This window comes from Bordetella sp. MIP270_01_BMS (assembly GCF_054958705.1).
The window spans coordinates 17,278-30,263 of sequence record NZ_CM143297.1; the positions used below are offsets into that span (position 1 = coordinate 17,278).

Here is a 12,986-nt window from a genome sequence, read left to right on the forward strand (position 1 = left end):
GGGAAAGGCCGTCGCGCCTAATCTGTAGACGTCGCCAACGCCCCATCGGAGCCTGTCATGAATCCACCGTTATTCACCAGCCGCCGGTTTACGCTTCCGGCCGGAGCATCGCTGAGCGTCTGGGGAACGCGCGGTGCCGTATTCGTCTGTGCCGAAGGGCGACTGATGCGCAATGCAGCACTGGCGGGCCCCGAGCATCCCTGGCCGCGTACGGTCCGGGTGGCCATGCAGGCCGGCGAATCGCACCGGTGCGAAGAGGGGGGCCTGCTGCACATCGTGGCGGAATCCAACGCGACCCTGTTATGCATTGAAGCCATGCCTCGCTGGCGTGTTTGGCGGCTTCGCCTGCTGCAAGGCCTCGCGAAGTATGCTATGATTCCATTCATCAGACGCGGGGTGGAGCAGTCTGGCAGCTCGTCGGGCTCATAACCCGAAGGTCGTAGGTTCAAATCCTGCCCCCGCAACCAGTTTTCAGAAGCCCGGCGCATGCGCCGGGCTTTTGTTTTTGCGCGCCCGCGCATTTGATGCGGTTGCGCCTGCGTCCATCGACTTCCGGGAAGCCCGGTCATGAGCTACCATGACTCAGCCGGCCGCCGGCTTTCCAGGAGACGTGCATGGGCACTGCCAAATATGACCATCCCGGCTATATCGCCGATATCGGGCCGCAGGGAAGCTACTACGTCGGTGTATGGTGTCCGCACGGGTATCCCGCGCATGTGCATATCGGCCATGCCGACACGGCACGGCCTGACGCCAGCCTGAGGCTGCGCATCCCTGATGGCGCCTTTCAGTCGCTGGCCGATGATTTTGAAACCTTATGCCGGCGTGCGGTCGGCCAGGCCCTGCAAAGCGGGCTTTTGAGAGACGGTCTGGGCGGATTCCAGGAAACGCGGCTGTCCCTCGAAACCCAGCCCTGGAGCGGCCCGATGCGGCCCGCCGCCAAGCGCGGCAGCGACGCATCGATACCGTCCTGAGCTATGACGTCGCGGCGCCGGGCCTGCCCAGCATCCCAACCAGGGACTTTTTCAGATGCGGCGAGAAAATGGGGACCACGTGTGTCACCCCCTCACGGTCAACGCCTTCTTTCAACGTAACCGATTGCCCATCAAAGATTTCAGGTGCCTTGCCCGAGGCCACATAATTGGCCAGCAGCGAATCGACCTGCTCCTGTGCGGCAGCGAGTGGAGTGACGGTCACCCTCTGTTGGGCGGCATGAGCCTGAAGCACGCGATGCAGATCGTCAATGAATAGCGCGAGCGCCGCCTGGCCATGCGCATGGGCTTGTTGCCAGCCCCAGCCGGCATCGTCGGTGGGCTGCGTCGAAGGGTTCTTTTGCATACCCCATGCTATACCAATGCGAGGGCATGGTGTTGCCAGACGGCCACTGACGGGCGGGCGCGCTGGGCGCTGGAGAATTGCTCTGAAACCGCGCATGATTGTCGGGCAGGGTCGCTGCGAAGCGACTTGTGTGCCCAATCACGCCGAAAGCGTCTTTACCGAGGAGAAAACCATGAAGAATAAAATTCTGCTCGCCGCACTGCTGGCGGTGGCGGCCGTTTCTTCCGGCTGTAACACCATTGCCGGCGCCGGCAAAGATATCGAACGCGGGGGCGAGAACATCCAGAAGGCGGCACAGTAGCGCGCGCGTACCCATTGCGGCCCCGGACCCGAAAGGGCCGCCGGGTTCCTGGCGCGTGTGATGCATAATGCCGACATTGCACCAATACGGCAGGAACAACATGCGCATCTTGAGTCTGGCAGGACTGACCCTCGCCATCGCCCTGAGCGGCTGCGCGAGCAAGGGGCTGCTGTCCGGAGATCCCCCCGGAGCCACGGCAACTTTTCCGGTAAAGACCGATTTCGAAGCGGCATACCGCCGTGCCGGGGAATTCGTGCGTGTTTGCCATGAGCAGCGCCGACATCCGTACGGGGTGGTCTATCAGTCGCACCATAATTTGGGGCAGCAGGGAGCCCCGAACGAAATCCGCGTGTACAAGAGATCCGAACCGGCCAAAATCCTCGAAATCATTCGTGCGCAGGCCGACGGGGCCACCACATCGCAGGTCACAGTTCTGGTACTGGGCGACGCTCCTTGGGACGAGGCTGAAGTACAGGCTGCCCAAGCGTCCATACAGAGCGCCACCCCGGTATGCCGGCCATTGAGCTGACGCCTGACAAAACTGAGCCATTGCCCGGCGTGAGCTACGCTGTGCTGGGCGCGGCTGCCCGCTGGCTGGGGTGCCTGAACGCCGTGGGCGCGTTGGCCGAAGTCGGATTTGTGCTGGGCTTGTTGGGCCCGGATGTGGCACCGCCCGATCTGAGCCTGCCTCTGGCACTGTTCCTCGCCGGCGTACTGGCTTCGGGGTCTGCCATGCTCTGCTGGGGGATGGCCCAGGCGTCGCGTTCAGCAGGGCGCGCCTGCAGTCGCCGGGTGACTGCGGCGAATTGGATCGGCGCGGTTGCCTATGCTTCAGGTCTGCTGGCCTTCGCTGCCGCCTGCTGGGCGTCCGCCGTACTGGGCCTGGGCGCCGACGGCGCGTCTTTGAGTGCCACGTCGGTCGCCTACGTCAGCATGCGCTGAAAACGCTTGCAGGCAGTAAAACAGCGGCAGTAATATGCGCATTGCGTATATTATTTTGGGGCCGCCATGTCCATCTCCCAGCAAGCCTTTCTTCGCGACGCGATGCGCCGCCTGAACCTTACGCGTGACGTCTTCGCGACGCGAATCGGCGTCAAGCGGCGCGCACTCGATACCTGGCTTTTGCCCGAAGGCTCGCAGGAGTTTCGCGCGATGCCCGAAGTCGTCGAACGCTTCGTGAGCGAAATCGTCCAGAATGGTGCGCTCCTCGAAAAATATACGCAAAGCGTACAGGGCGGCCCCCTGCGCGACCGCATCTCGGTCGAAGGCAAGCACCAATTGCTTTCTGTGGATCAATTTTCGCGCGAGTCGGTGGAAGATCTGTTTCGGGTGGCCGACCTGATGCAGCCCATCGCACGACGCCAGAAGGTATCTCGCGTGCTTGAGGGCGCCGTCCTCGGCAACCTGTTCTTCGAGGCGAGCACGCGCACCCGTGTGAGTTTCGGCGCCGCCTTCTGCCGGTTGGGCGGATCGGTGTGTGACACCACAGGCTTCACCTTTTCGTCTATGGCGAAGGGCGAGTCCATCTACGACACCAGCCGGGTCATGAGCGGATACGTCGACGCCATGGTGATACGCCACCCCGACCAAGGCTCTGTTGCAGAATTTGCGCGTGCGACGAATATTCCTGTGGTGAACGGTGGCGATGGGCCGGGTGAACACCCCAGTCAGGCCTTGCTGGACCTGTATACGATCCTGACCGAGTTCTCGCGCCTGGGTAAATTGCTAGACGGTGCCCACATTGCCATGGTCGGCGACCTGAAATACGGCCGCACCGTGCATTCGCTGATCAAACTGCTGGCGCTGTACAAAGGAATCAAGTTCACCCTGATTTCGCCGCCCGGCCTCGAGATGCCTGCATATATCATCGAGCAGGCGAGCCGCAATGGGAATGTCATTGAGCAGCACAGCTCGCTGTCCGACGGTCTTCCGGGCGCGGATGTCATTTATGCCACCCGCGTGCAGAAAGAGCGGTTCGCCAATGACGAAAGCGAAGGCTATACGCCCGATTTCCAGATCAGCCGCGCCACCATCGACACATATTGCGGCCCGGACACGATCGTGATGCATCCGCTGCCACGCGACAGCCGACCGGGTGCAAATGACCTCAGTGTCGACCTCAACGATGACCCGCGCCTGGCCATCTTTCGCCAGACTGACAACGGGATTCCGATCCGGATGGCTATCTTTGCCGTTTTGCTGGGTGTCGAAGGCCTGGTTCAGCATTCGATGCGCGACGTTACGTGGAAACACCCGTCGCATGTAGGACCTGACGACTCGGCCTTCCACGGCCTGGACTGATATCGCGGGGAGCCTGCTGGCATCAGCCGGCAGGCGTGCTGCCATGACGCGTCAGATACGCTTTTCGCCGCCCAGGGCCTGCGTCAGGTCTGCCAGCAACTTAGCCAGTTCGCCCGTCATCAGTGCCATGTCGGAATCGAATTTCTCATCATCGTTCTGCATGACGTTATCGGTGCCTTCTTTAAGCACGTCGAGGGGCGCAACGCGTTTGATGTCGAGGGACTCCGTGAGCACGAACGACACGCGGTCCGCCCAGGTCATGGCAAGACGGGTGCATTGCTTGCCCGACTGAATATGGCGGCGCACATCATCCACATCGATGGTGTGCTTCACATAGCGGATTGCCGCCCGGCTTTCTCCCGAGGCACGCAGTTCGGTGTCCTGGTCGATGCTGAAGTTGTCGGGGGCCTCGTCGGCCGCCAGCCAGCCTGTCATTGCAGCTGCGGGCGACTGGGCCACATAAAGGTTTTCAAGCGGCAGCGGGTCGATGGTTTTCACCAGCAGGCCAATGACTTCGTCGGCCTTGGCCGATGCCGCCGCGTCGATGACCAACCAATGGTTCACAGGATCGATCCAGACCCGAGTGTCCCGGTAAATGCTGAAAGCCTTGGGCAGGAGCTCGTCGGTGACTCGTTCCTTGATCTCTTTCATCTGCTTGCGGCCCGGCTTGTAGCCTTGCTGCTCTTCGATTTCCTGCGCGCGTGCGCGGGTCACCTGGTTGACCACGGTGGCAGGCAGCAGCTTCTTTTCGGCGCGCAGGCTCAGCAGTATCTGCTGGTTCACGGTGTGCGACAGCGAGGCGTTTTCCCGAGGCGATATCCAGCCCAGGCTTTGCATTTCGAGGTTGTTGCCAGCCTGATAGGCATGCCGGGCCAGGCTTTCTTCAAGCTGTTCGCCTGTGAGAGTCCACGGCGAAGAGAGACGGTAAATCTTGAGATTCTTGAACCACATGGCGTCGGGCAAAAGGGTTGATTCTATACGAGTGCAGGCGCGCGCACGCCTACCGTCGTTCCCCCATTGACACGACACGTTCTGTCACTGACAGTTGGAAGGGGTTCGGGTATCTTCCGGCCCACGTCAACCATAAAAAGGATACATCGATGAAACCGGCGACTATCGTAGGAATCGTGCTTATCGCGTTGGGGGCGGCGGCACTGGTGTACAAAGGGTTCAACTACACCAGCGAGGAGACCGTACTGCAGGTTGGGTCGGTCAAGGCGACAGCGGAAACCGAGAAGTCCGTTTCGGTTCCCACGTGGGCGGGCGTTGCCGCCATTGTGGTGGGCGTGCTGGTGGTAGGTTTGGGGCGCCGCCGCTGACACTATCGCGCGCCCGCCCGGTTAATGGCCGCTGCGGGCTGCGCTTGCATCAAAGAGGCTCGCTCTCCGAGCGGCCCGTACATCACCCGCGGCACTGCTGCTTGTAGCGGGTCGAGCGCCGCGAGGCTATCCGGCGCTTGCCGCCTATCGGCTCACAATGCGGCCGGACTCCATTTTCTTTTCGATTCGGTGTCTGCATGGACCCTGCCGCATATTGATGCAGCTGCGGGCTCTCATGCGGGCGGCAATGCTGCGCTTGACCCTTGCGCTGGCAATGTGCCAATGAAACTGGCCAGACCGAATACGTGGGCGCTTGGTTCTATCAATAACCGGCATCGGCCGGCCGGTTCCGGCCAGGCGGATACACCCGCGTCAGCGCATGACCAAGCGGGTATCGCCAGCACGTGCTCTGGCATGCGATGCGCACATAAAAAATGGCCCGGCTTTGGAAAGCCGGGCCTTGGAAGGTCGCACAATGCCGCGCCATAAGGCTCGCGGGGGGCGCGGCATCGGCGTCAGAGAACTGGCCCTACGATTTCCGAACAGGGGATCAAAAGCTCGGGAATGCAGTGCAAGGCCGTGATCTGAGCCTGAAGTCTAATCTCAAGGGTCTGACAGAGGCCTGAATGTCGCCGCGACTCTGGCTGGCGCTACGACCAAAGCAAGCAAAAAAAAGCTCCCGAAGGAGCTTTGAAGAGCCAGACAGGCGCAGCAGTCCTGCCTGGCGGGGGAACAACTGTCATCAAGCGTTGATATCGACGTCCTTGGTTTCCCGTACGAACAGGCAACCGATGACCAGCGTCATGACCGCGATGATGATGGGATACCACAAGCCGTCGTAGATGTTACCGGTTGCCGCGACGATTGCGAAGGCAACGGGCGGCAGGAACCCGCCGAACCAGCCGTTGCCGATGTGGTACGGCAAACTCATCGAGGTGTAGCGGATACGCGTCGGGAACATTTCGACCAACATGGCGGCGATCGGTCCGTACACCATGGTGACATAGATCACCAGAATGGTCAGCAGCAGCACGACCATGAATTTGTTGATCTGCGCCGGGTCGGCTTTGGCAGGATAGCCGTGATCACGAATCGCAGCGGTCAGCGACGTCTTGAGTTCAGCCGACTTGGCCTTGAATTCGTCTGCGGGCATGCCCGTGCCTTCGAACGAAACGAATTCGTCGTTGCCTATCCTGACTTTGGCCAATGAGCCGGCGGGAGCCGCTTCGTTGGCGTAGTTCACCGAGTTCGCAGCGAGGAACGACTTGACCACGTCACACGAGCTGGTGAACGAAGAGGTGCCCACCGGATTGAACTGGAACGAACACGTTGCCGGGTCGGCGATGACTGTCACCGGAGCCGTTGCCTGTGCCTTTTCCAGCGCCGGGTTGGCAAAGTGCGTCAGGCCCTGGAACAACGGGAAGTAGGTCAGCGCCGCGATCAGGCAGCCTGCCATGATGATAGGCTTGCGCCCGATGCGGTCAGACAGCGAGCCAAAGAGCAGGAAGAAAGGCGTGCCGATCAGCAGTGCCAGTGCAATCATGATGTTCGCGGTGTTCGCGTCCACCTGCAGCGTCTTGGTCAGGAAGAAGAGGGCGTAGAACTGGCCGGTGTACCACACGACAGCCTGGCCGGCAGTCAGACCAAGCAGCGCAATGATCACGACCTTCAGATTCTTCCATTGTGCGAAGGATTCAGTCAGCGGCGCCTTCGAACCACGGCCTTCTTCTTTCATGCGCTTGAAGGTGGGTGACTCGTTGAGCTGAAGCCGAATCCATACCGAAATGCCGAGCAGCACCACGGAGATCAGGAACGGAATACGCCAGCCCCACTCGCGAAACGCTTCTTCGCTCATTATGCCGCGCACGCCCATGATGACCAGCAGGGACAGGAACAAGCCCAGAGTGGCCGTGGTCTGGATCCAGGCGGTGTATGCACCGCGACGGCCCTGGGGGGCGTGTTCTCGACGTAAGTGGCAGCGCCGCCGTATTCACCACCCAGTGCCAGGCCCTGCAACAGCCGCAAGACGATCAGGATGGCCGGAGCAGCGATACCGATGCTCGCATAGCTGGGCAGTACACCGACCAGAAATGTCGAGATGCCCATGATCACGATGGTGACAAGGAACGTGTACTTGCGGCCGACGAGATCGCCCAGTCGACCGAACACCAATGCCCCGAACGGGCGCACCGCGAAGCCTGCCGCAAACGCCAGCAATGCGAAGATGAATGCCGCGGTGGGATTCACCCCAGAAAAGAAGTGCGTCGCGATGACGGCCGCGAGCGAGCCATACAGATAAAAGTCGTACCACTCGAAGACCGTGCCGAGTGAAGACGCGAAAATGACGCGCCTTTCCTCCTTGGTCATGGGGCGGGGACTTGCGGATGGGCCGCGCTCGGCCACCGATGCTGTGCTCATGTTGTCTCCTCGTTTCTGGGCCGGTGGTTATCCACCGTGCGGGCTTTTGCCGGACAGGCCGGTCCAGCGCTACCTGCAAGGTAAGAAGGCTGGCTGACGAGGTTCTGACGTGATGCTTACTTGAATCTTAAAATTGAAACAAAAAATTATTCCGTCCAGAGGCACCATACTGCAGGGAAGGGTATCCCCTAGGTAGCATCCTGCGTACCTTGGGTGCGTCCAAACAACGGAAAGTGCACCCGAATGCAGGTTCCGGGCAGTTGCGAATGGGCAGTGCCTTCGAGGATCTGAACGCTCGCATCATGCTTTTGAGCGATCTCTCGAACGATGGCAAGTCCCAGGCCGCTGCCTTCGGCCTGCGTACCCAGCACGCGGTAGAAGCGGTCGAACACGCGTTCGCGTTCTTCGGGCGCTATCCCGGGGCCCGAATCCTCGACCTCAAGGGTGGCGCAGTCAGTGGTGGATTTGACCCGTACCGTTATGTGGCCGCCGGGGGGCGTGTAGCGCACCGCATTGTCCACCAGGTTATTCAGAAGTTCGGCAAGCAAAATGCCATTGCCCGCGATGTACACCGGCTGGTCGGCCGCCTCGAAACCGAGATCGGTATTCAACGCCAGGGCCTGGGGCACCCATAGCATCGTCTGCTCGTATCCAAGGGCGTTCAGGTCGAGACGGGCAAGGTCGGCGGAGTGAGGGTTCTCGGCACGGGCGAGCAACAGCAGTTGGTTGACCAGTCGGGTGGCGCGTTCGGACCCCATGACGAGCTGGCGCAGACTGGACTGCATTTCGTCGGGACTGGCGTCGCGCAAGGCAAGCTCCGCCTGAGTGCGCAGCCCCGCAAGAGGCGTCTTCAACTGGTGCGCCGCATCGGCCACGAAGCGCCGCTGCGCCTGTACGTTGGCGGACAGGCGGTCGAGCAGGTCATTCATGGCACCGACCAACGGCGCAATCTCGGAGGGCGCAGCGCGCTCGTCGATGGGAGAAAGGTCGTCGGGACGCCGGGCTCGCAGACGCTGCTGCAGCGCGTTCAGCGGCGCGACACCGCGCGACAGTCCAAACCACACTAGCAAGACCGCAACGGGCAGCACGATGAATTGCGGGATGATGACGCCCTTGATGATGTCATTGGCCAATTCGGTGCGGCGTTCCATCGTCTCGGCAACCACCAGGAGCACCGGGCGGGTACCGGGGATATGCAGGTCGACCCAGGTATACGCGAGCCGCAGTCCGAAACCACGCAGCGTGTCGTCGGCATAGAGAATCGTGCCAGGTTGTGGCTGTCCGAGTTCGGACGGCAAGGGCAGGGCGCGGTCTCCGCCCAGGAGCTCGCCCTGGCTGCCCAAGGCCAGCCAGAACACACTGTCGGTTTCATCCGGCCGCAGCACATCGCGTACCGATTCGCTCATGTGCAGGACCGCGCGACCGTCCTGTGCGTGCACGTGTCGCGACAGCACATGCAGGTTGTTGGCCAGTGCCCGGTCGTAAGGCACGTTTGCAATGTTCTGGGCGACCACGTAGGTGATGGCGACGCTCATGGGCCAGAGCAGGAACAATGGTGCGAGCATCCAGTCGAGGATCTCGCCCAGCAGCGAGCGCTGCGGCGGCGCGAAGCTGGGGCCCTTGGCCCCGCCGCGCATCGCGTCCAGCGCCTCCTGGTTCAGCTTTTCGTGCGCTGCGGGTTCAGTGGGAGAGGTAGCCCGCACCCTGGTCCCGTTCAAGGCAATAGCCCAGCCCGCGTACCGTAATGATCTTCACGCCGCTGGGTTCGAGCTTCTTGCGCAGGCGATGCACGTAGACCTCGATGGCGTTGGTGCTCACTTCTTCACCCCATTCGCACAGATGGTCGACGAGCTGCGTCTTGCTGACCATGCGGCCGCTGCGCGTCAGCAGAATTTCGAGCAGGCTGACTTCGCGAGCGGAGAGGTCGAGCGTTTGATCATCAACAAGCGCGACGCGGCCGGTCTGGTCGAAGACAAGGCGGCCGTGCCTGAGCAGCGTGGCGCCGCCTCCGGCGCCTCGCCGTGTCAGGGCGCGTACCCGCGCTTCGAGTTCGGATAGGGCAAACGGCTTTGCCATGTAGTCGTCGGCGCCGAGGTCCAGGCCCTTGACACGCTGCTCGACGCTGTCGGCTGCGGTGAGAATCAAAACCGGCAGCAGCGAGTTTCGCGCCCGCAGCCGCCGCAGGACTTCCAGGCCCGCAAGTTGAGGCAGTCCGAGGTCTAGAATGAGCAGGTCGAAAGCCTGTGCTGCCAGGGCCGAGTCGGCCGCAATTCCGTCCTGGACGGCATCGACCGCATAGCCATTGTGACGCAACGAGCGGGAAAGCCCGTCGGCCAGGATGCTGTCGTCTTCGGCGATGAGGATGCGCATGCGGTATGAAAGCGGCAAGCCCGGCAGGACGCCGGATGCAGGCATTCTGGCACAGCGCGTACGCATTGCCCACCCGGGAAACCGTGTACAAAAGTGGCGCACTGTGTATATGTACAGTATAATCCGATGCAATAATCGCCGCTGCTGGCGAATTGCGCAGCGTTGCACACTTTCTACCCACGGGACACCACATGAACGACAAATCCAGCAAAGCAGCCGCATCGGAAAAGGCCAAGGCGCTGGCCGCCGCGCTGTCGCAGATTGAAAAGCAGTTCGGCAAAGGCTCGATCATGCGCTACGGCGACAATGAGGTCGAGCACGACATCCAGGTCGTGTCCACGGGCTCGCTGGGATTAGATATCGCACTGGGCGTCGGCGGTTTGCCACGGGGCCGGGTCATCGAAATCTACGGGCCTGAATCATCGGGCAAGACCACGCTCACCCTGCAAGTCATCGCCGAAATGCAGAAAATCGGCGGTACCTGCGCGTTTGTCGACGCCGAGCACGCGCTCGATGTGCAATATGCCAACAAGCTGGGCGTGAACCTGACCGACCTGCTCATTTCCCAGCCCGACACGGGCGAGCAGGCCCTTGAAATCACCGACGCTCTGGTGCGTTCGGGCTCCGTCGACCTCATCGTCATCGACTCGGTCGCCGCGTTGGTTCCCAAGGCCGAAATCGAAGGCGAAATGGGCGACTCCCTGCCAGGGTTGCAGGCCCGCCTGATGAGCCAGGCATTGCGCAAGCTTACCGCCACCATCAAGCGCACCAACTGCATGGTCATCTTCATCAACCAGATCCGCATGAAGATCGGTGTAATGTTCGGCAATCCCGAAACGACCACGGGCGGCAACGCGCTGAAGTTCTATTCGTCGGTACGTCTCGATATCCGCCGTATCGGGTCCATCAAGAAGGGCGAAGAGGTGGTGGGCAACGAAACCCGGGTGAAGGTAGTCAAGAACAAGGTTTCACCACCGTTCAAGCAAGCCGAATTCGACATCATGTACGGCGCTGGCATTTCGCGCGAAGGCGAAATCATCGACTTGGGCGTGCAGGCGGGTGTCGTCGACAAATCCGGTGCATGGTATAGCTACAACGGCACCCGTATCGGGCAAGGCAAGGACAATGTCCGCGAATACCTGAAAGAGCACCGAGAACTCGCCATCGAAATCGAAAACAAGGTGCGCGAACACCAGGGCATTGTCAGCCGTGCTGCCAGCTTCCCGGCCAGCGAAGCCGAAACCGAAGATAGCGCCCAGGCGTGATGCGCAGGCCTGGCTCGGGAGGCTCGCCGCGTGGCGCGCGTCGCGGGCCAGGACGTCATGAATCCGATGACGGCGGCTTCGAAACCCTGAGCCAGCCGGTAGTAGCCGATGCCGACGATGCCCCGCTCGTTGCGTCCAAGCCCCGGGGGCCCAGCCTGAAGGCTCGCGCGGTGGCTTACCTATCGCGACGCGAATACGCACGCAACGAGTTGGCACGAAAGCTCCAGCCGTACGCAGGCGAAGAAGACGAACTCACGAGGGTGCTTGACGCTCTCGAAAAAGAGGGTTGGCTGTCCACCGAGCGCTTTGCCCAAAGCCTGGTGCACCGGCGGTCAGCCAGGCAGGGCACCGCCCGCATCGTCCAGGAACTACGCCAACATGGCGTGGCCGAAGATCAGGTCGCGCAGTTGCGCGACGATCTGCGTGCTACGGAATATCAACGCGCTCTCGAAGTGTGGCGCAAGCGCTACGCTGGCAAGCCCGTCGACCGCTCGGAATACGCGCGGCAAGCCCGCTTTCTGGCGGGGCGGGGGTTCGCACATGAGGTCATCCGGCGAGTGCTCGGCGTTGATCCTGACGACTGAGCGCAGGTCCAACGTGAAGCGGCGGTCTGCGTCTGTTCATTGTGACTGCGGTTGCAGACTGCACCACAGTGCCTGGGACTAGGTTTTTACCGACCGTATGCCCTCCAGTGTCTTGAAGCAGACTTCGCGCGCAATTGCCAGAAAGTCAGTGATATAACGCGCGTCGGTATCTTCAATGCGCACTGCTGCGTATAGCGTCCGCCACACTCCGCCGTGGCCCAGGCGATTCAGGCGCAGCCACCCGTGCTGCAAATATTCCGTCAACGCCCAATTGGGCAAAGCGGCTACCCCACGCCTGCTCGCCACCAACTGCACGATGATAGGTGTCAGCTCCGCCTTTCGCATCGCTGCAGGCTCGACCCCCGCTGGATCGAGAAACGCGGTGAATATGTCCAGCCTCTGTCTGTCTACCGGATACGTGATCAGGGTTTCGTCGGCCAAGTGCTCTGGTTCAATGTGGCGCAATGACGCGAGCGGGTGTGATTCTGCGACCGCCAGTACAAGTTCGTATTTGAACAGCGGCAGGTATTCGATCGCCTCCGATGGTTGAGGATCTGAAGTGATCACCAGGTCAAGGTCCCCGCGAACCAAGGCGGGCAGGGGCGCAAATGAAAATGCCGCCGACAGATCAAGCGCTACTTCGGGCCATTGCCCGCGAAACGCGTCCAGAGCGGGCATCAGCCACTGAAAGCACGAGTGGCATTCGATGGCCATGTGCAAGCGCCCAGTGCGGCCCGCGGCCAGCTTCTGCAGTTCACGCTCGGTGCTGCGCAGCCGAGGCAGCACTTCGTCGGCCAATGCCAACACCCGCAAGCCTGCGGTGGTAAGCCGGGCCGGCCGCGTGCGGCGGTTCAGCAGCGGTGTGCCCAGGCGAGTTTCAAGATCGCGAAGCTGATGCGACAACGCCGATTGAGTCAGATGCAGCCTTTCGGCCGCCTCTTGCAGGCTGCCTCCGTCACGGATGGCCGACAAGGTTTCCAGGTGGCGAATCTCAAGCATACGAGCCATCAACGACAGGTTGCGCGGCGAGCAGTCTGCGTCCGCATATTGAATGAATTATTTTCATTTAATGTATGTCTACATTGATTTT

At 61.3% G+C, this 12,986-nt stretch carries 13 protein-coding genes, 1 tRNA gene and 1 pseudogene; 9 read left to right on the forward strand and 6 right to left on the reverse strand.

The annotated features are described in order from the left end of the window. Positions 1-390: 390 nt before the first annotated feature. Together ACV17W_RS00095 and ACV17W_RS00100 are read left to right on the forward strand one after the other, a co-directional pair. Positions 391-467: transfer RNA gene (locus tag ACV17W_RS00095), tRNA-Met, on the forward strand. Positions 468-614: 147 nt separating this feature from the next. Then, positions 615-974 carry a hypothetical protein gene (locus ACV17W_RS00100; RefSeq protein ID WP_462594433.1) on the forward strand — a complete coding sequence of 120 codons (360 nt, stop codon included), beginning with the start codon at positions 615-617 and terminating at the stop codon, positions 972-974. Between the two features lies 1 nt (position 975). Here the strand turns inward: ACV17W_RS00100 and ACV17W_RS00105 are convergent, their stop codons facing one another. Beyond that, positions 976-1,338, reverse strand: a complete 363-nt coding sequence (locus ACV17W_RS00105; protein WP_462594434.1) for a hypothetical protein — start codon at positions 1,336-1,338, stop codon at positions 976-978. Positions 1,339-1,510: 172 nt separating this feature from the next. On the opposite strand from ACV17W_RS00105, the gene ACV17W_RS00110 reads away from it, so the two are divergent. The 4 genes from ACV17W_RS00110 to ACV17W_RS00125 all read left to right on the forward strand — a co-directional run bounded on the left by ACV17W_RS00110 (position 1,511) and on the right by ACV17W_RS00125 (position 3,940). Continuing rightward, positions 1,511-1,639, forward strand: a complete 129-nt coding sequence (locus ACV17W_RS00110) for an entericidin A/B family lipoprotein (protein ID WP_462594435.1) — start codon at positions 1,511-1,513, stop codon at positions 1,637-1,639. A gap of 100 nt (positions 1,640-1,739) precedes the next feature. Further along, complete coding sequence (locus ACV17W_RS00115; RefSeq protein ID WP_462594436.1) at positions 1,740-2,168, forward strand: BPTD_2524 family lipoprotein; 429 nt, start codon at positions 1,740-1,742, stop codon at positions 2,166-2,168. A 29-nt stretch (positions 2,169-2,197) separates the two neighbouring features. Then, positions 2,198-2,581: a hypothetical protein gene (locus tag ACV17W_RS00120; protein ID WP_462594437.1), complete on the forward strand. Its 384-nt coding sequence runs from the start codon at positions 2,198-2,200 to the stop codon at positions 2,579-2,581. Between the two features lie 66 nt (positions 2,582-2,647). Further along, on the forward strand, positions 2,648-3,940 hold the full coding sequence (locus ACV17W_RS00125; protein ID WP_462594438.1) for an aspartate carbamoyltransferase: 1,293 nt from the start codon (positions 2,648-2,650) through the stop codon (positions 3,938-3,940). Between the two features lie 51 nt (positions 3,941-3,991). Here ACV17W_RS00125 and ACV17W_RS00130 read toward each other — a convergent pair whose 3' ends face one another. Further along, positions 3,992-4,891 (reverse strand): recombination-associated protein RdgC, encoded by a 900-nt coding sequence (locus tag ACV17W_RS00130; RefSeq protein WP_462596408.1) that lies wholly within the window; start codon positions 4,889-4,891, stop codon positions 3,992-3,994. A gap of 149 nt (positions 4,892-5,040) precedes the next feature. Between ACV17W_RS00130 and ACV17W_RS00135 the strand changes: the two genes are divergently transcribed. Beyond that, positions 5,041-5,259: a hypothetical protein gene (locus tag ACV17W_RS00135; protein WP_462594439.1), complete on the forward strand. Its 219-nt coding sequence runs from the start codon at positions 5,041-5,043 to the stop codon at positions 5,257-5,259. 742 nt (positions 5,260-6,001) lie between these two features. Here ACV17W_RS00135 and ACV17W_RS00140 read toward each other — a convergent pair. The 3 genes and pseudogenes from ACV17W_RS00140 to ACV17W_RS00150 form a co-directional block, all read right to left on the reverse strand. Next, positions 6,002-7,626 (reverse strand): annotated as a pseudogene (locus tag ACV17W_RS00140) (MFS transporter). A 239-nt stretch (positions 7,627-7,865) separates the two neighbouring features. Then, on the reverse strand, positions 7,866-9,242 hold the full coding sequence (locus tag ACV17W_RS00145) for a sensor histidine kinase N-terminal domain-containing protein (RefSeq protein ID WP_462596409.1): 1,377 nt from the start codon (positions 9,240-9,242) through the stop codon (positions 7,866-7,868). 115 nt (positions 9,243-9,357) lie between these two features. Next, positions 9,358-10,047 carry a response regulator gene (locus ACV17W_RS00150; protein WP_462596410.1) on the reverse strand — a complete coding sequence of 230 codons (690 nt, stop codon included), beginning with the start codon at positions 10,045-10,047 and terminating at the stop codon, positions 9,358-9,360. A 191-nt stretch (positions 10,048-10,238) separates the two neighbouring features. On the opposite strand from ACV17W_RS00150, the gene recA reads away from it, so the two are divergent. Both recA and recX read left to right on the forward strand, forming a co-directional pair. Beyond that, on the forward strand, positions 10,239-11,312 hold the full coding sequence (gene recA / locus ACV17W_RS00155; protein WP_462594441.1) for a recombinase RecA: 1,074 nt from the start codon (positions 10,239-10,241) through the stop codon (positions 11,310-11,312). Next, positions 11,312-11,896, forward strand: coding sequence for a recombination regulator RecX (gene recX / locus ACV17W_RS00160; protein ID WP_462596411.1), 585 nt, complete (start codon positions 11,312-11,314; stop codon positions 11,894-11,896). The genes recA and recX overlap by 1 nt, the downstream gene beginning before the upstream one ends. A gap of 78 nt (positions 11,897-11,974) precedes the next feature. Here recX and ACV17W_RS00165 read toward each other — a convergent pair whose 3' ends face one another. After that, entirely contained in the window at positions 11,975-12,895 is a 921-nt protein-coding gene (locus ACV17W_RS00165) for a LysR family transcriptional regulator (RefSeq protein WP_462594442.1), read from the reverse strand. Positions 12,896-12,986 lie beyond the last annotated feature (91 nt).